Origin of the sequence: Pseudomonas sp. PSB11 (assembly GCF_014596605.1) — a bacterium.
GTDB classification, from domain to species: Bacteria; Pseudomonadota; Gammaproteobacteria; order Pseudomonadales; family Pseudomonadaceae; genus Aquipseudomonas; species Aquipseudomonas umsongensis.
Map to the genome: position 1 here is coordinate 1 of NZ_NOIO01000009.1, position 16676 is coordinate 16676.

A 16676-nucleotide genomic window follows, 5' to 3' on the forward strand; every position below is an offset into this window, starting at 1 on the left:
TTTTCAGAAGTTTTCAAGGAATCCTTAACAACTTCAACCACTTGCGCTTCAGATCTCTCATCAGCGGGAGGAGAATTCTACAGCGTTGCACGCTGCTGTCAACACCTCTTTTTCAACTCCTTGGCGCTTCGATGAACTGAAGCAACCTGCTGCCGAAAACTTCGTAACTCATTGTTTACCAAGGAGTTTTCCGTTTCGACTGCGCCGGAAGTGGGGCGAATTATAGGCTTCCAGAATTTGCCGTCAACCATTAATTACGCCTTTTTGGCAGAAGTACCCTTTTTAGCGATCAGGCGCGGGATTCGACGAGCCAGCGGCGGCAACCTGAGCACTAACAGCAATGCGCCTATAGATGCATAGATCGACCACTCCTTAAGATCGGCGCGCACGATCCAGAGCATATGCAGCAATCCGAGTACGAGAACCAGATAGGCCGAGCGATGCAGCTTCTTCCAAAGAACTCCCATACGTCGTTGGCTGTATCGATTGGAAGTGCACGCTAACGATAGCAAGCACAAAAAACCCAAGGCCCCGACAATGATGTACGGTCGCTTGCGCAATTCGACACCCAGCTGCGCCCCGTCGAATCCAAGGATGAACGCCAGGTAGGCGCTCAAGTGCAGAACCACGTAAGCGAAACACCACAATCCCAATTGCCGCCGGACCGCTATCCACCCCGCCCACCCCGTGAGCTTTTGCAGCGGCGTCATACTGAGCGTGACGAGCAACAGCACAAGCGTCCCCAACCCCAACCGATCAACCAGCACCTTGCCGGGATCAGGCCCCAGCGCATCCTGCCAGGCCTGGTACAACCAAAGCAGCGGCCACACCATTGCACAAATGAAAACCGCTGTACGCCAGAGCGGATATCGCATCAATAATTCTTCCGCAAATCGAGCCCTGCATATAAAGAAGCGACTTCATCCGCATAACCGTTGAACATCAGCGTGTCACGCACATTAGGCTTGAACAGACCGCTCGGCAGTCGGCGCTCGCGAGCCTGGGTCCAGCGCGGGTGGTCAACCGTAGGATTCACGTTCGCGTAAAAACCGTATTCATCCGCGGCAATACTCTGCCAAGTGGTTTTTGGCTGCTCGCTCACCAGGCTTATCCGCACGATGGACTTGATGCTTTTAAACCCGTACTTCCATGGCACAACCAAACGCAAAGGCGCCCCGTTCTGGTTCGGCAGTTCACGCCCGTACATCCCCACCGCCAGTATTGCGAGCGGGTTCATGGCTTCGTCCAATCGCAGCCCTTCTACATAAGGCCAGTCGATCAAGGCGAACCCGGACCGCTGCCCAGGCATGCTCTTCGGATCCTGCAGGGTTTCGAAGCGAATGAATTTGGCATTTGACGTGGGCTCTACCTGGCTAAGCAGCGCCGAAATGGGGAAGCCGATCCATGGAATCACCATCGACCAAGCCTCAACGCAGCGCAAACGGTAAATACGCTCTTCCAACTGATAAGGTTTCATGAAGTCTTCCAGAGCATACCGCCCAGGCTTACCCACCTCCCCGTCCACGACCACGCTCCAGGGTTCGGTTTTCAGCGCACCGGCGTTGGCAGCCGGGTCACCCTTGTCAGTGCCGAACTCATAGAAGTTGTTGTAATGCGTTGCGTCCTTGAACGGGGTGATCGCCTCATCCTTGACACTGACGGCCCCCCATCGAATCGAGGGAAGTTTTTCGCCAAACCAAGAGGGAGCCTTGCCAGGCTCGACATCCGGATATCGCGTCGCCTCCCCGGCAACCGCCCACTGCGGCAGACTGCTCACCGCCAATCCGGTTACGGCAGCACTCAATACATTGCGTCGAGAAAGATAGAGAGATTCAGGCGTGACGTCCGACTCATGGCAGTCGGACGCTTTTGGGACTTTGATCAGCATGGCTACTCCGCAGCATTGGAGAACAGGCGCACCAACAGACTGCGGAGTATGAGGGAAATTACATCACTCGGCGCCTTTACGCCGACGAAGATGTAACAGGTATTGCACCGGACCAGATGCTGCATAGGCGAGGAACACCAGCAACAGGATGCGCGGCGGATCACTGAACACGACGGCAAACACCAACACCACGGCAAGGATCGCCACAAACGGAACGCGCCCTTTCAGGTCCAGCTCCTTGAAGCTGTTGTACTTGATGTTGCTGACCATCAGCATGCCGGCCGCCGCCACCATCAGCGCAACCAGGAAGGACATCTTGGAACCCTGGATGCCGTAATCACTGAACGCCCAGACAATACCGGCTACGACTCCCGCCGCAGCCGGGCTGGCGAGACCGATGAAATAACGCTTGTCGGCAGTACCGACCTGGGTGTTGAACCGTGCCAGGCGCAACGCCGCACCCGCTACATAGATGAAGGCGACCATCCAGCCGACCTTGCCCATGTCGCCTAACGCCCAGCCGAAGGCGAGCAACGCCGGTGCCACGCCAAAGGCAACCATGTCCGACAGCGAGTCGTACTCGGCGCCAAAGGCACTCTGGGTATTGGTCATGCGGGCAACGCGGCCGTCGAGGCCGTCGAGCACCATCGCCACGAAAATCGCGATGGCGGCGAACGCAAAATACTTGCTCGCACCCATCGAATCGCCGGCACTCAAGGCACTCTGGGCGCTCATCGAGTTGATGATGGAATAAAACCCTGCGAAGAGATTCGCAGTGGTGAACAGATTCGGCAGAAGATAGATACCACGATGCCGGACTTTACGGCCGTCAGCGTCATGCCCTTCTTCGATGTGCTCATCGATGGGCAGAAGGCTTTCGGCGTCAGAAGCCTGCTTTGGCTCTTCGGGACGTTCGCTCATGGACATTACCTTGCAACGGGGTGGAAAGTTTCGACAGGTGTCTGGGACGACGGTTCGACCGCAAACGATGCAGCTTTATACCAGAACCGATCACCCAAACGAAAAAACGCGGCCTAAGCCGCGTTTTTCGGACAAGTAATCGACTTAGTTCTTGGCTTTGTCGACGATCTTGTTGGCACCGATCCAAGGCATCATGGAGCGCAGTTGCTCGCCGATGACTTCGATACCGTGCGCGGCGTTATTACGACGCTTGGCGGTCATCGAAGGATAGCCGGTAGCGCCTTCGCTGATGAACATCTTGGCGTATTCGCCGTCCTGAATGCGTTTCAGGGCGTTGCGCATGGCCTGACGGGATTCGGCGTTGATCACTTCCGGGCCAGTCACGTACTCGCCGTACTCGGCGTTGTTGGAGATCGAGTAGTTCATGTTGGCGATACCGCCTTCGTACATGAGGTCCACGATCAGCTTCAGTTCGTGCAGGCATTCGAAGTAGGCCATTTCCGGCGCGTAGCCAGCTTCAACCAGGGTTTCGAAACCAGCTTTTACCAGTTCAACGGTACCGCCGCACAGAACGGCTTGTTCGCCGAACAGGTCGGTTTCAGTCTCGTCCTTGAAGGTGGTTTCGATGATGCCGGTACGACCGCCACCCACGCCGGCAGCGTAGGACAGCGCAACGTTTTTAGCGTTGCCGGATGCGTCCTGGTAGATCGCGATCAGGTCAGGGATACCGCCGCCTTTGACGAACTCGGAACGTACGGTGTGACCTGGTGCCTTCGGCGCGATCATGATCACGTCGAGGTCAGCACGCGGCACAACCTGGTTGTAGTGGATCGCGAAGCCGTGGGAGAAGGCCAGGGTGGCGCCTTTCTTGATGTTCGGCTCGATTTCGTTCTTGTACAGGGAAGACTGGAACTCGTCCGGGGTCAGGATCATGACCAGGTCGGCAGCAGCAACAGCGGAAGCAACGTCAGTCACTTTCAGGCCGTGGGCTTCAGCCTTGGCAACAGTGGCCGAGCCTTTGCGCAGGCCAACAGTCACGTCAACGCCGGAATCTTTCAGGTTGCACGCTTGAGCGTGGCCTTGGGAGCCGTAACCGATGATGGCAACTTTCTTGCCCTGGATGATCGACAGGTCGCAGTCTTTATCGTAGAAAACTTTCATGAATTTCCCCTATATCCGGCCGTTCAGGCCATTCGCTAATTTGGTTTAGATGCTGAGTACTTTGTCGCCGCGGGCAATACCGGTGACGCCACTGCGGACGGTCTCCAGGATCGAGGCGGTGCCAATGGACTGGATGAAGCTGTCGAGCTTGTCGCTGGTACCGGTCAATTGAACGGTATATACGCTGGCACTGACATCGACGATCTGTCCACGGTAAATATCGGTGGTGCGCTTGATCTCGGCGCGCTGGGCGCCGGTGGCCTTGACCTTGACCAGCATCAGTTCGCGCTCGATGTGAGCACTTTCCGACAGGTCGACCAATTTGACCACTTCGATCAGCTTGTTCAGGTTCTTGGTGATCTGCTCGATGACCTCATCGTGCCCGACAGTGGTCAGCGTCAGACGCGACAGGGTCGGGTCTTCGGTGGGTGCCACGGTCAGGCTTTCGATGTTGTAGTTGCGCTGCGAGAACAGGCCGACAACACGAGACAAAGCGCCAGGTTCGTTTTCCAGAAGCAAGGAAATAATGTGCCGCATGATTAAGTACGCTCCGTCTTGCTCAGCCACATATCGCGCATGGAGCCGTCTTTGATCTGCATCGGATAGACGTGCTCGCTGGTGTCGACCGAAATATCGATTACCACCAGGCGATCTTTCATGGCGAACGCCTCTTCCATCTTCGACTTCAAATCTTTCGAATCAGTGATGCGCACGCCAACGTGGCCATAGGCCTCCGCCAGCTTGACGAAATCAGGCAGCGATTCCATGTAGGAATGAGAGTGACGGCTGCCATAGCTCATGTCCTGCCACTGGCGAACCATGCCCAGTACACCGTTGTTCAGGATGACGATTTTTACCGGCAAACCGTATTGCAGGCAGGTCGACAACTCCTGAATGTTCATCTGGATGCTGCCCTCGCCCGTTACGCAGGCGACGTCGTCATCCGGAAAGCTCAACTTGATACCCATGGCCGCAGGGAAACCGAAGCCCATGGTGCCCAGGCCTCCGGAGTTGATCCAGCGGTTCGGCTTGTTGAACTTGTAGTACTGCGCCGCGAACATCTGGTGCTGACCCACGTCGGAAGCTACAAAAGCATCGCCCTTGGTCACTTCGCACAGGGTTTCAATCACCGCCTGCGGCTTGATGACACTGCCGTCGCCCTTGTCATAAGGGAACAGGCCGCGATCACCGCGCCACTCGTCGATCTGCTTCCACCAGCTGGCCACGGACTCCTTGTTCGGGGTCTCGCCGATTTCCTTGAGGATCGCGACCATTTCGGTCAGGACGCTCTCGACCGGACCCACGATAGGCACATCGGCCTTGATGGTCTTGGAGATCGAAGCCGGGTCGATGTCGATGTGAATGATCTTGGCGTTCGGGCAGAACTTCGATGCGCCGTTGATGACGCGGTCGTCGAAGCGTGCGCCGACGGCCAGGATCACGTCAGCATGGTGCATCGCCAGGTTGGCGGTGTAGCTGCCGTGCATGCCCAGCATGCCGATGAACTGACGGTCGGTACCAGGGTAACCGCCGAGGCCCATCAGGGTGTTGGTCACTGGCAGGTTGAGCATCTTCGCCAACTCGGTGAGCGGCGCGGAGCCACCACCCAGGATAACGCCACCGCCCGAATACAGCACAGGACGCTTGGCCGCCAGGAGCATTTCTGCCGCCTTGCGGATTTGCCCCGAGTGGCCGCGAACGGCCGGGCTGTAGGAACGCAGCTTGGCTTTTTTCGGGAAGACGTATTCGAACTTCTCGGCCGGGTTGGTCATGTCTTTCGGAATGTCGACAACGACCGGACCAGGACGACCGGATTGCGCCAGGTAGAACGCCTTCTTCATGACTTCCGGGATTTCCGACGCATGCTTGATCATGAAGCTGTGTTTCACGATCGGCCGGGAGATACCGATCATGTCGGTTTCCTGGAAGGCGTCGGTACCGACCATGGTGCTAGGCACCTGGCCAGAAATCACCACCATCGGAATGGAGTCCATGTAGGCCGTGGCGATACCGGTGATGGCGTTGGTCGCGCCCGGGCCGGAGGTCACCAGTACCACGCCGGCTTTACCGGTGGCACGGGCGTAGCCGTCAGCCATATGGGTCGCGGCCTGCTCGTGACGAACCAGGATGTGAGTCACTTCCGGTTCTTTGAACAAGGCATCATAGACATGAAGAAGAGCACCACCCGGGTACCCGTAGATATATTTGACGCCTTCGTCGCGCAAAAAGCGGACGAGCATCTCACCGCCAGATAAAAGCTCCACGTTGTTCACCTCTAAAACGCCAGAATACCGTCCACGAAAAGGGGGACGGGTCTTAATAGGTTTACTTCCCAGCAGAGCATGAGCGACGGTGGTCGCCGACTACGTCAGCACTGACTGAGCAAGTATTGGGATCGTCCCAAGTGTTGCGGGCCTTTCCCACCCAGCGCGAGGTAACGCGTTGCGGGTGTAACAGGTCGGCGCGGATGTGCGCCTCATGATCTGCCGAGTGGGTCTGCTTCTGGCAGTCCCTCTACAGCGGACTTTGGATTCTTCTGTTTCGTCCCTTGCAAGTCAAGTCGTCTATGAGCTTTATTCTACTAACCACATGAGAACGCAAGAAAAAACCCGTAAACCCCCTGCGTGTTAGCTTCAATTGCGCAACTTTTGACAAGGAATTGGCATGCGTACGCACTTCATCATCGCCGGCCTGATGGTCGCCCTTAGCCCGCTGTCGATGGCCGGGCAGATTTACCAGTGGGTCGACGCCCAGGGCGTTACCCATTTCGATGCTCAACCGCCTCGGGATCAGCCTGCCACTACCATCGTTATGCCCGCCTCACAGCCTGGCACGTCGGGCACTGGCGCCCGCAACGGTGCAATTGGCGACCAACAAGCCATCGACAAATCGGTGAAGAAGCAGGTGAGCGAGCAACAGAACCAGCTGAAGGTCTTCTGCGAACAGGCACGAACCAACCTGGCGCAGCTACAGAATAATCCGCGCCTAAGAGAGGAAGTGGATGGCCAGATGCGGCGTCTTGACGACTCCCAGCGTCAGGAGCGCATCAGTGAAACGCAAATGCAGATTGCGGATAACTGCATGTAGGAGCCCGTAGGAGCTGTCGAGTGCAACGAGGCTGCGATCTTTTTTTGAAAGCAAGATCAAAAGATCGCAGCCTCGTTGCACTCGACAGCTCCTACAGGGGATCGCAGCTCAGCGGGAGGCGGTGATCAGTTGATCGAACTCTTTGAGCAAAGCCTGCAGCTGCCGATCCTTGCCTTGGACATTGCGCTGGGCGAAGACCATTTCAGCCATCTCCTGAATCCCCGATGCATTCGGCAAGGGCAGATCCTGCTCCAGGATTGCTTTCATGCGCGGCAGGAAGATCCATTGCAGCCACTGCTCGAAGTCCAGGGTATCAACTGAAAACGGCTCGACGCTGGACAGTGCTTCAGCGGATGGCGCGACCTCGTCCCACCACCCCTGCACACGCAATTCGCGTTCGATCAGCAGCAACTGATCGGCAATCTTCGGAAACCGTACATCCATCACGAAGTAACCTTGGCTTTCTGGCGAGCCAAAGCGGCCCCCGCCGAATCACCCTGCTTCTCGCGCGCTTGGGCGATCAGCTCCCACAGGCTGGCCTGCAGTGCCGGACGCCCGTTGGCGAAGGTCAGGCCACGGCGAGCAAATTGCTCGGCCTGCGGCGCATCACCTTGGGCCATGCGCACTTGCGCCAGGCGATACAGCACCTGCGGCTCCCGCGGGGCGACACGCTGGGCGCGTTCGAGGCTGGAAGAAGCGCCATTGAGATCGCCGCCGGCCTGCTGCTGCTGAGCGGTGGTCAACAACGCCAGCACCGGCCCGTCCAGTTGCTCGTCGGCGGACAAGCCACCGGAACTGGCCGACGGAATCCCGCTTGGTGTCGAGGGCATGCTATAGCTGCCTTGATTGACCGGTGCGGACTGAACCGGCGACGTGTCGATCGGCCCTGGCGTAATCGGGCCCGGGGTAATGGGCCCTGGAGTAATCGGAGTGGTGCTGATCGGTGCCGACGTCACCGCACCACCACCCGGCACCATCACGACAACACCAGTATCGCCTTGTGGAATCTCCTGGGCCTGGGGTTGCACAGGACGTTTTACCGTCGTCTGACGGTAGCCGCCGTTCGCCGAAACGCGCTCGCTATTGGAAACCTTGGTGCCGGAGTCCACCACCGGAATCGAGCCGCGCTGTACCGAAGAACAACCGCTGAGCAAAGCCACGGCGGTCACCGCTGGAATCAACCACTTGTTCACTTGAAACCCTCTTTGCTTAATTCATCCAGCCCTTGACCCAATCCATCACCGTTTCACCGTTGATCGGGCTTTCGCCACCACAAGCGGGACCGGGAGGCGGTTCGCTGCCGCGAATATACGGCATCTGCACGGCGCCGGGGCAACCGGCGTCGGAGCCTTGGCCGGTTCGCGAATCGACCCAGGCCTGAACGATATTATCCGGCTGCGGCATGTCCAGCGGCAACGGGTCGGCCTTGCGCATGAAGCTGGTCCAGACCTGCAACGCACCGGTAGCACCCGTGAATGGTGTCTTGCCGTTGTCGTCGCGTCCCAACCAGACCACCGCCAGCAAGTCCTGACTGAAACCTGCGAACCAACTGTCTCGCGAGTCGTTACTGGTGCCGGTTTTGCCGGCCAGGGTCAAGGTCTTCGGCAATACGTTGTAGACCGAACTGCCGGTACCTTCACGCATCACGCGCTGCATGGCGCTCTGGATCAGGTAGATCGACGCCGGGTCGAAACGCTGCTGGATCTGGAACGGATAACGCTTGAGCGGCTCGCCTTCGGCCGTCAGGACGCTACGGATCCCGCGCATCGGCGTATTGAAACCGCCGTTGGCGAGCGTCTGGTACATGGTCGCCACTTCGATCGGGGTCATGCCGCCAGCGCCCAGCAACATCGATGGGAAGGCCGGAAACTCGCGACTGACACCCAGGCGCCCGAGCGTCTTGAGGACATTCGGCACACCCACCGCCAGGCCCAGGCGTGCGGTCGACAAGTTGTAGGAGTGCGCCAGCCCTTGATAAAGGAAGACCGTGCCGTGGGAGCGGCGATCATAGTTCTGCGGTTTCCAGACCTGCCCGTCAGCGCCCTTGACCGAGAAGGAGTCGTCCGACAGCCAGCTGGTCAATGTGTATTGGCTCGGTTTTTCCAGCGCCGTCAGGTAAACCGCCGGCTTGATCAACGAGCCGATCGGCCGCACCGCGTCCAGCGCCCGGTTGAAACCGGCAAAGCTGGCCTGGCGACTGCCGATCATGGCCTGCACCTCGCCGGTTTCCGGATTGGTCACGACCATCGCCGCCTCGACCTCATCCGAGCCCTTGCGACCGGACAGGCGCTTGAACGTGTCGTTGACCGACGCTTCGGCCTTCATCTGCAGGATCGGATCGAAGCTGGTGAAGATCCGCAGCCCCTCCTCGGTCAAGTCTTCGTCGCGGTAGTCTTCACGCAGCTGGCGCTTGACCAGGTCAAGGAAGCCGGGGAACGAGCTGTCCGCCAGACTGCCGCGCTTGGTCACGCCCAACGGCATTTTTTTCGCCGCCTCGACTTGCTCCGCCGTGGCAACACCCTGCTCCTGCAGCACGTCGAGCACCAGGTTACGCCGCTCCAGTGCACGCTCCGGATACCGGCGCGGGTTGTAGGAGGACGGCCCCTTGACCATGCCGACCAGCAAGGCCACCTGATGCAGCTTGAGCTCGGCCAGAGGCTGGCTGAAGAAGAACTGGCTGGCCAGGCCGAAACCGTGCACCGCGCGTTGACCGTCCTGACCGATAAACACTTCATTGAGGTAAGCCTCAAGGATCTCACGCTTGTCGTAGTGCAGTTCCAGCAGCAACGCCATCATGGCTTCGGTCAGTTTGCGGGTCAGGCTGCGCTCGTTGGTCAGGTAGAAGTTCTTGACCAACTGCTGGGTCAGGGTACTTCCCCCCTGACGCATGCGACCCGACGAGCCGTTGACCCAGATCGCCCGGGCAATCGACTTCGGCGAGACACCAAAATGGTGATAGAAATCACGGTCCTCGACCGCGACCAGGGTCTCGAGCAAATACGGCGGCACCTGATCGATCTTGATCAGGATCCGGTCTTCGAGGTTTTTCGGGTACAGGCCACCGATCAGCAGTGGTTCCAGACGCACCACCGACAATTTCGAACCCTTGGCCGCCGACAGTTCCGCCACGTAGTCGCCCGAGAAGCGCACACGCACCGGTTGTGCTTGCTCCATGCCTTCATAGAACTGGAAGCCGCGGGTATTCAGATCGACGGTATTGCCGTTGACGGAGGCCGCGCCCGGGCCGTTGGCCACGCTTTCACGGCGATAGCCCAAGGCATCGAGCTCGGTGAGAAAATCGTCCCTGCTCAGCTTTTGTCCGACGAACAGCTCGAGCGGACGCGCGTAGACCTTGGCCGGAATCATCCAGCGCTTGCCGGAGAACTTCTCCTGCACGATGGCATCGAGGTAAACGGCGAACCCGGCCAGCACCACAAGGCCGACCAGGCTGAGTTTAAGGGCCCAGCCAAGCCAGGGCCGCAGGCCTCTGGAGGGGGGATTCTTTGGGGTACGGGGGGATCGAGTACGAGTCATGGCGGCGGATTATACGCACTTTATTCATAGTCAACAGGAGGCCCGCGAGTTTGCGTTAGGCTGGCTAGACGCCATAATGACGACCTGAATTTTTTCCGACTCTTAAGGATCGCCTGTGAGCCAGTCCCTGATCGCCGCCCTGCAAAACCCGGCCCTCTACCCGCATCCTGTAGATGGATTCAAGGTCATCGAGACCCACATTTCCTGGGTCGTGCTTACCGGCCCCTTCGCTTATAAAGTGAAGAAGCCGATGAACTTCGGCTTCCTCGACTTCACCACCCTCGAGGCTCGCAAGCATTTCTGCGCTGAAGAGCTGCGCCTGAACCAGCGCCTGACCCAGGATCTTTATCTCGAAGTGCTACCGATCACCGGCAGCGCCGAAGCACCGCAACTGGGCGGCGAAGGTCCAGCCATCGAGTACGCGCTGAAAATGCGCCAGTTTGACCAGGACGGATTGCTCAGCACCCTGCAAGCCAATGGCGAACTGACACCGGCGCACATCGACCAGATGGCTGAACAGATCGCCCGCTTCCATCTGGACGCACCGCGAGTGCCGGCAGAACACGAAGCCGGGACCGCAGACAGCGTCATGGCCCCTGTACGGCAGAACTTCGAGCAGATTCGCCCCTTCCTCAGCGACAAGGCCGACCTGCTGCAACTGGACGCCCTGCTGGCCTGGGCTGAAAGCAGCTTCGAACGCCTCAAGCCACTGTTTGCCCAACGCAAGGCAGAGGGTTTCATTCGCGAATGCCACGGCGACATCCATTTGGGCAACGCTACCGTGATCGACGGCCGCGTGGTGATCTTCGACTGCATCGAGTTCAACGAACCGTTCCGCTTCACCGACGTTTACGCCGACACCGCCTTCCTGGCGATGGACCTGGAAGACCGCGGCCTGAAGTGCCTGGCACGTCGATTCATCAGCCAATACCTGGAGCTGACCGGCGATTACCAGGGCCTGGAGCTGCTGAACTTCTATAAAGCCTACCGAGCGTTGGTGCGCGCCAAGGTCACCCTGTTCAGCATGCCGGCCGAGGCCACTGCGGTGCAGCGCGCCACGACATTGCGCCAATACCGCAACTACGCCAACCTGGCGGAAAGCTACAGCACCATCCCGTCGCGCTTCATGGCCATCACCCACGGTGTTTCCGCCGTTGGTAAAAGCCACGTGGCCATGCGCCTGGTCGAAGCGCTGGGGGCGATTCGCCTGCGCTCCGATGTCGAACGCAAACGCCTGTTCGGCGAGCAAACCGTCGCCAATGAGCTGCAAGCCGGCATTTATAGTGCCGATGCCAGTGTCGCGACCTACCAGCGCTTGCACGAAATTGCCGGGCTGATCCTGCACGCCGGGTTCCCGGTGGTGGTCGATGCCACCTACCTCAAGCATGAACAACGCGACAAGGCGGCGAAAGTGGCCGAGGCGACCGGTGCGCCTTTCCTGATCCTTGACTGCAATGCACCCCAAGCGGTGATCGAAAGCTGGCTGGCCCTGCGCCAGGCAGACAAAAAAGATCCGTCCGACGCCACCCTGGCCGTTATCGAAGCCCAGCAAGCCAGTCGTGAAGCCTTGACGCCCGCAGAAATCCTCTGCAGCAAACGCGTGCAGACCAACGAAAGCGGAACCCTCGACACAGTGGTAGAACAGATTCGCCAGCGCCTGCCCGGCCTGTAAGGCGCATTTGAGCCGTGAAGCCTGATCCGGCTTCACGGCCTTCAAACAGTGGCACTATACTGGCGTCATAAATCCAACAGGTGACGTGACATGAGCCAGCCGAAACTGCTCGACTCCCCGCTGTATGCCTTGCTGCATAAAGACGACATCACCGGTTTTAACAAAGAGCGCCCCAAACACGGACCTATCGACATGATCGGTGGTGATTTCCGCGGCCTGGACCTGCGCGAACTCAATGCCGAGGGTATCGACTTCACCGACGCCTATTTTCGCTCCGCTGATCTGCGCGGCATCGATTTTCGCAACGCTTCGCTCGAAGGCGCGAGTCTGGCCCACGCACAGATTTCCGGCGCCTATTTCCCAGTGGAGCTGAGCGCGGACGAAATCCTGATGTCGATGAACTTCGGTACGCGCCTGCGTTATCGCACCCGCTGACCGCCAGTCTGAATTGACAAGTCCAGCGCCCCCATAGCGCGCTGAACTTTGGACAATATTGCCTGAAAATCAGGCAATTTGATCGTTTTCCCCACCTTTTCCTCGCTTTTATCAGCATCACAGCCCGCTGCCTCTTAGAAGCTTTTGCGTCAAAAACGAGCAAACAATCACGCTTTTCCTACTGATGGCTACACTCCTCAGAAGCTTGCCCACGCACCATTCGGCCATCGCAAGGAGGCTTGATGAATGATGAACTGCAACACCTGAAGAATCTTGGCAAGACGTCGGCGCAATGGCTGCATGCCGTGGGCATCCACAGCGCCTCGGACTTGCGTCGCCTGGGGGCGGTGGATGCTTATCGAGCCGTGCGCACGCGCGGGTTCCGGGCGTCCAAGGTGTTGTTGTACGCAATCGAAGGCGCATTGATGGACGTGCATTGGAATGACATCCCCGCCGAACGCAAGGAAGCCTTGAACAAACAACTCGAAGCCATCTCGTCACGCCACAAGAATTGAACGAGTACCGCTCGCCATGTACTTACTTGGGGAACAACCGGCCTACGCCGAAACACTGATCACTCGCCTGCGGAACATTCCCGCCCGACTGTTGCAGGGTTTGATACCGAGTGGGCCCGCCGTCGAATTTTCCGCCATCGACGACCTGGCCGCCGCCTTGCCCGCCGATCAACTGTTCATGCTGGATAACGGCCGGCTGCATGGATGCATCGATGATCGAGCACTGTTCTACCTGCAGCAGGGCGATCTGATCGGTCTGCGCCAGGACGCGGGGCTGCCGCGCTGTCGCTTGTGCAGCAAGACGCCCCTGGCGCTGACACCCTACCTTCGATCGCAGGTGTTCCAGCACATCTATGCCGACCCGACCCGCTCGGAGCTGTTCCTGCAGTACATGGCGGGCCAGACCGCCCTGCTGTCCGATGCCGTGGCGCGCCTCAAGCAACCGGAGTTTCGCGCCACCAACGGCTTCCAGCGAGTTGCCGACGGCGAAACCCTGATCCATCGGGGCGATGAGGCCGACCATGTGTTCGTGATCATCGACGGCCATGCCGAAGCGTTTGTCGATGGGGTGAAGGTGGGCGACGTGCCCAAGGACGAGATTTTCGGCGCCATGGCCGTGTTTACCGGCGAGAAACGCAACGCCACGGTCATCGCCAGTGAACCCTGCACCATCATGCGCATTCCCAAGGATCAGTTTTTGAGCCTTACCCAGAGCAATCCGAAGATTGCCAACAGCCTGATCGAGAGCATGGCACGGCGTATCGACCTGCTGAATAAACAGATTGCACAGTTGAGCGCACTGAAAACGACGGGCAGAGCTCAATGAATACGGGGATTTGGAACCATCGTGCGACAAGAATCGGGTAAATGGGAAATCACCTGTTGACTTGGTAATGAGAATCGATATGATTATCACAACTGGTCGCGAGACTGGTCGATATTCTGAAAAGCCCTTGGTTCGGACTCTCAGATTATCTCCTCATCAGGCTAATCACGGTTATTTGACCCGGCTCTTGCCGGGTCTTTTTTTGCCCTCGGGAAAGTCGCGCGACGCTGCAGCCAGTATCCTGAGCATCTGAAACGGGTTTGCATTGGGCAACTCAGCTATTTGGTCAGTGCTTGCGACCTGAGGATCAGCATGAAATTTCTGTGTACCGGCGTTGAACTGGCCGACGCCAGCAGCCGTGGTTTCAACCTCGACGGCCAGAAATTGTTCGCCGTACGCCGGGGTGGCCAGGTCTACGTCTATATCAATCGCTGCCCGCACCGTGGCGTCGGACTCGAATGGACCCCTGACCAATTCCTCGACCCCAGTAACAGCCTGATCCAGTGCGCCACCCATGGCGCCCTGTTCTTGATCGAGGACGGCGAATGTGTCGCCGGCCCTTGCGCAGGGCAATCGCTGACCCGTGTCGATTGCCGCGAAGACGCACAAGGCATCTGGGTCAGCCTCTAACCGCCGAGCAATAATTCAAGACGCCGGTCCACCACCATCTCCTCATGGGTCAGGCGAACACCGTAGGCCAACACTTCAACCCCGCACGCCACGGCCTCACGCAAGGCCTGAGCGTAGGCTGAATCGATTTCTTGCGCCGGGCGCACCGCTTCGATGCCACTGAGATTGACGCAATACAATTGCACCGCACGAATCCCGTCCCGAGCCAGATGGGCCAATTCCCGCAAATGCTTGGCCCCGCGCTGGGTCACCGCATCGGGGAACGCCGCCACCGGCGTGCCGTCATAGCCCAGGGTGACACTTTTGACTTCCACGTACGCGTGCCCGCTCGGGTACTCGAGGCGGAAATCGATGCGACTGCTCTCTTGACCGTAAGCGACTTCGCGCTTGAGCTCGGTGAAGCCGTTCAACTCGGTGATCACCCCCGCTCGCAACGCCTCTTCGATCAAGCCATTGGCCCGCCCGGTATTCACGCAGAACAAGCGCCCGTGCGGGGTTTCGCCGACTTCCCAGGTGCCGGGCAACTTGCGCTTGGGGTCATTGGAGCGACTGAACCAGACCTGTCCGCCTTCGACCTGACAATTGAGCATCGAGCCTGTGTTCGGGCAGTGAATGGTCAGCAACTCGCCATCGACGGTTTCGATATCGGCGAGAAAACGCTTGTAGCGGCGAATCAGCCGACCTTCTTCGAGTGGGGGATAAAAACGCATCAGCCTTGCCAGCTCCGCAAGCCACGCCCGATACGCTCCACCGCTTCCTGCAAGCGTTCAAGGTTTTGGGTGTAGGCAAACCGCACATGATGCCCGGCCTGATACCGGCCGAAGTCCAGCCCGGGCGTAATCGCGACATGCTCGGTTTCGAGGAAATGACGGCAGAACGCGAAGGCATCGCCGCCGAACTTGCTGATATCGGCATACAGGTAGAACGCGCCTTCCGGCTCGACGGCGATACCGAAGCCAAGCGCTCTCAAGGCAGGCAGCAGGTAGTCGCGACGACGACCAAATTCGGCACGACGTTCTTCCAGGATCGCGATCGTAGCCGGTTCAAAACAGGCCAACGCCGCGTGCTGGGCCATGCTAGGCGCGCTGATATAGAGGTTTTGCGCGAGCTTTTCCAGCTCACTCACCGCCGCATCCGGCGCTACCAGCCAGCCAAGACGCCAGCCGGTCATGCCGAAATATTTAGAAAAACTATTAAGTACAAAGGCACTGTCGTCGACTTCCAGCACGCTGGCCGCATCGGTGCCGTAGGTCAGGCCGTGGTAAATCTCGTCCACCACCAGGTGACCGTGGCGTTGTTTGATGGCCTGGGACAGTTGCGCCAACTCGTCGCGGGTGAGGATCGTGCCGGTCGGGTTGGCCGGTGAAGCTACCAGTGCGCCCACACTGTCCTGGTCCCAATGCCGCTCAATCAGATCCGGCGTCAGTTGATAACGCACATCCGGCCCCACCGGGACCAGCTGCGCGGCGCCTTCCACCAGACGCAGAAAATGCCGGTTGCACGGGTAACCCGGGTCGGCGAGCAACCAGTGCTTGCCCGGATCGACCAACAAGGCACTGGCCAGCAGCAAAGCACCGGAACCGCCGGGTGTGATGAGGATGCGTCGCGGGTCGATGTTCAAGCCATGACGCTGCTGATAAAAGCCCGCAATGGCCTCGCGCAGCTCGGGGATTCCGCGGGCGGCGGTGTAACGCGTCTTGCCCCCCTCCAGTGCCGCCTGTCCGGCGCGGATGATCGGCTCGGCGGTGGTGAAGTCCGGTTCACCGATTTCCAGGTGGATCACATCGTGACCGGCAGCCTGCAATTCATTGGCCCGCGCCAGCAACGCCATGACATGGAAAGGTTCTATTGCGCGACTGCGGGCACTGTAGGACTGAGCCATTGGCCTTCCTTCAACAGGGAAAAGAACCAATTCTACCCAAGCGCAGGAACGAGCGAGAACCTAAAGCGGTCAGAGGCCTTATGACCCAGGCACAAACGAACTGAGCGAGTGCCCGGGGTTTGACT

General features: G+C 58.8%; 17 protein-coding genes. 6 read left to right on the forward strand and 11 right to left on the reverse strand.

The window, feature by feature from the left end; all coding sequences use genetic code 11:
- Nucleotides 1-254 precede the first annotated feature (254 nt).
- The 6 genes from msrQ to CGA21_RS13000 all read right to left on the reverse strand — a co-directional run bounded on the left by msrQ (nt 255) and on the right by CGA21_RS13000 (nt 6234).
- Nucleotides 255-875: a protein-methionine-sulfoxide reductase heme-binding subunit MsrQ gene (msrQ, locus tag CGA21_RS12975; RefSeq protein ID WP_188264308.1), complete on the reverse strand. Its 621-nt coding sequence runs from the start codon at nt 873-875 to the stop codon at nt 255-257.
- On the reverse strand, nt 875-1888 hold the full coding sequence (gene msrP / locus CGA21_RS12980; protein WP_188264309.1) for a protein-methionine-sulfoxide reductase catalytic subunit MsrP: 1014 nt from the start codon (nt 1886-1888) through the stop codon (nt 875-877). Before msrP ends, msrQ begins: the two co-directional genes overlap by 1 nt.
- Nucleotides 1889-1951: 63 nt before the next feature.
- Nucleotides 1952-2809, reverse strand: coding sequence for a CDP-diacylglycerol--serine O-phosphatidyltransferase (pssA, locus tag CGA21_RS12985; RefSeq protein ID WP_188264310.1), 858 nt, complete (start codon nt 2807-2809; stop codon nt 1952-1954).
- Between the two features lie 144 nt (nt 2810-2953).
- Nucleotides 2954-3970 (reverse strand): ketol-acid reductoisomerase, encoded by a 1017-nt coding sequence (gene ilvC, locus CGA21_RS12990; protein WP_007909969.1) that lies wholly within the window; start codon nt 3968-3970, stop codon nt 2954-2956.
- Nucleotides 3971-4015: 45 nt separating this feature from the next.
- On the reverse strand, nt 4016-4507 hold the full coding sequence (gene ilvN / locus CGA21_RS12995) for an acetolactate synthase small subunit (protein ID WP_003176102.1): 492 nt from the start codon (nt 4505-4507) through the stop codon (nt 4016-4018).
- A gap of 2 nt (nt 4508-4509) precedes the next feature.
- Entirely contained in the window at nt 4510-6234 is a 1725-nt protein-coding gene (locus tag CGA21_RS13000) for an acetolactate synthase 3 large subunit (protein ID WP_020798578.1), read from the reverse strand.
- Nucleotides 6235-6634: 400 nt separating this feature from the next.
- On the opposite strand from CGA21_RS13000, the gene CGA21_RS13005 reads away from it, so the two are divergent.
- Nucleotides 6635-7057 carry a DUF4124 domain-containing protein gene (locus CGA21_RS13005; protein ID WP_188264311.1) on the forward strand — a complete coding sequence of 141 codons (423 nt, stop codon included), beginning with the start codon at nt 6635-6637 and terminating at the stop codon, nt 7055-7057.
- A gap of 108 nt (nt 7058-7165) precedes the next feature.
- On the opposite strand, the gene CGA21_RS13010 is transcribed toward CGA21_RS13005, so the two are convergent.
- From CGA21_RS13010 to mrcB, 3 genes are read right to left on the reverse strand one after another with little or no spacing between them, the layout of a single operon-like run.
- Nucleotides 7166-7501: a YqcC family protein gene (locus tag CGA21_RS13010; protein WP_020798580.1), complete on the reverse strand. Its 336-nt coding sequence runs from the start codon at nt 7499-7501 to the stop codon at nt 7166-7168.
- On the reverse strand, nt 7501-8250 hold the full coding sequence (locus CGA21_RS13015) for a tetratricopeptide repeat protein (protein ID WP_188264312.1): 750 nt from the start codon (nt 8248-8250) through the stop codon (nt 7501-7503). Before CGA21_RS13015 ends, CGA21_RS13010 begins: the two co-directional genes overlap by 1 nt.
- Before the next feature lie 16 nt (nt 8251-8266).
- Nucleotides 8267-10591 carry a penicillin-binding protein 1B gene (gene mrcB / locus CGA21_RS13020; protein ID WP_110751139.1) on the reverse strand — a complete coding sequence of 775 codons (2325 nt, stop codon included), beginning with the start codon at nt 10589-10591 and terminating at the stop codon, nt 8267-8269.
- 115 nt (nt 10592-10706) lie between these two features.
- Here mrcB and CGA21_RS13025 point away from each other — a divergent pair, with 115 nt between their 5' ends.
- The 5 genes from CGA21_RS13025 to CGA21_RS13045 all read left to right on the forward strand — a co-directional run bounded on the left by CGA21_RS13025 (nt 10707) and on the right by CGA21_RS13045 (nt 14669).
- Nucleotides 10707-12263, forward strand: coding sequence for an AAA family ATPase (locus CGA21_RS13025; RefSeq protein WP_188264313.1), 1557 nt, complete (start codon nt 10707-10709; stop codon nt 12261-12263).
- Between the two features lie 90 nt (nt 12264-12353).
- Nucleotides 12354-12698, forward strand: coding sequence for a pentapeptide repeat-containing protein (locus tag CGA21_RS13030; protein WP_110751135.1), 345 nt, complete (start codon nt 12354-12356; stop codon nt 12696-12698).
- Nucleotides 12699-12940: 242 nt separating this feature from the next.
- The gene (locus CGA21_RS13035) at nt 12941-13213 is read left to right on the forward strand and encodes a TfoX/Sxy family protein (RefSeq protein ID WP_007971093.1); all 273 of its coding nucleotides are present in this window, start codon (nt 12941-12943) and stop codon (nt 13211-13213) included.
- A 16-nt stretch (nt 13214-13229) separates the two neighbouring features.
- Complete coding sequence (locus tag CGA21_RS13040) at nt 13230-14039, forward strand: Crp/Fnr family transcriptional regulator (protein WP_110751133.1); 810 nt, start codon at nt 13230-13232, stop codon at nt 14037-14039.
- A 312-nt stretch (nt 14040-14351) separates the two neighbouring features.
- Nucleotides 14352-14669, forward strand: coding sequence for a Rieske (2Fe-2S) protein (locus tag CGA21_RS13045; protein WP_110751131.1), 318 nt, complete (start codon nt 14352-14354; stop codon nt 14667-14669).
- Here CGA21_RS13045 and sfsA read toward each other — a convergent pair.
- Nucleotides 14666-15379, reverse strand: a complete 714-nt coding sequence (gene sfsA / locus CGA21_RS13050; RefSeq protein WP_188264314.1) for a DNA/RNA nuclease SfsA — start codon at nt 15377-15379, stop codon at nt 14666-14668. The genes CGA21_RS13045 and sfsA overlap by 4 nt on opposite strands.
- On the reverse strand, nt 15379-16551 hold the full coding sequence (locus tag CGA21_RS13055) for a pyridoxal phosphate-dependent aminotransferase (RefSeq protein ID WP_020798588.1): 1173 nt from the start codon (nt 16549-16551) through the stop codon (nt 15379-15381). The genes sfsA and CGA21_RS13055 overlap by 1 nt, the downstream gene beginning before the upstream one ends.
- Nucleotides 16552-16676: the final 125 nt, after the last annotated feature.

What these genes read in the sequence shown, in the direction of transcription:
- msrP (WP_188264309.1), bottom strand. Translation starts at nt 1,888, where the DNA reads ATGCTGATCAAAGTCCCAAAAGCGTCCGACTGCCATGAGTCGGACGTC.
- ilvN (WP_003176102.1), bottom strand. Translation starts at nt 4,507, where the DNA reads ATGCGGCACATTATTTCCTTGCTTCTGGAAAACGAACCTGGCGCTTTG.
- CGA21_RS13005 (WP_188264311.1), top strand. Translation starts at nt 6,635, where the DNA reads ATGCGTACGCACTTCATCATCGCCGGCCTGATGGTCGCCCTTAGCCCG.
- pssA (WP_188264310.1), bottom strand. Translation starts at nt 2,809, where the DNA reads ATGAGCGAACGTCCCGAAGAGCCAAAGCAGGCTTCTGACGCCGAAAGC.
- msrQ (WP_188264308.1), bottom strand. Translation starts at nt 875, where the DNA reads ATGCGATATCCGCTCTGGCGTACAGCGGTTTTCATTTGTGCAATGGTG.
- sfsA (WP_188264314.1), bottom strand. Translation starts at nt 15,379, where the DNA reads ATGCGTTTTTATCCCCCACTCGAAGAAGGTCGGCTGATTCGCCGCTAC.
- CGA21_RS13045 (WP_110751131.1), top strand. Translation starts at nt 14,352, where the DNA reads ATGAAATTTCTGTGTACCGGCGTTGAACTGGCCGACGCCAGCAGCCGT.
- CGA21_RS13030 (WP_110751135.1), top strand. Translation starts at nt 12,354, where the DNA reads ATGAGCCAGCCGAAACTGCTCGACTCCCCGCTGTATGCCTTGCTGCAT.
- CGA21_RS13035 (WP_007971093.1), top strand. Translation starts at nt 12,941, where the DNA reads ATGAATGATGAACTGCAACACCTGAAGAATCTTGGCAAGACGTCGGCG.
- CGA21_RS13055 (WP_020798588.1), bottom strand. Translation starts at nt 16,551, where the DNA reads ATGGCTCAGTCCTACAGTGCCCGCAGTCGCGCAATAGAACCTTTCCAT.
- ilvC (WP_007909969.1), bottom strand. Translation starts at nt 3,970, where the DNA reads ATGAAAGTTTTCTACGATAAAGACTGCGACCTGTCGATCATCCAGGGC.
- mrcB (WP_110751139.1), bottom strand. Translation starts at nt 10,591, where the DNA reads ATGACTCGTACTCGATCCCCCCGTACCCCAAAGAATCCCCCCTCCAGA.
- CGA21_RS13010 (WP_020798580.1), bottom strand. Translation starts at nt 7,501, where the DNA reads ATGGATGTACGGTTTCCGAAGATTGCCGATCAGTTGCTGCTGATCGAA.
- CGA21_RS13040 (WP_110751133.1), top strand. Translation starts at nt 13,230, where the DNA reads ATGTACTTACTTGGGGAACAACCGGCCTACGCCGAAACACTGATCACT.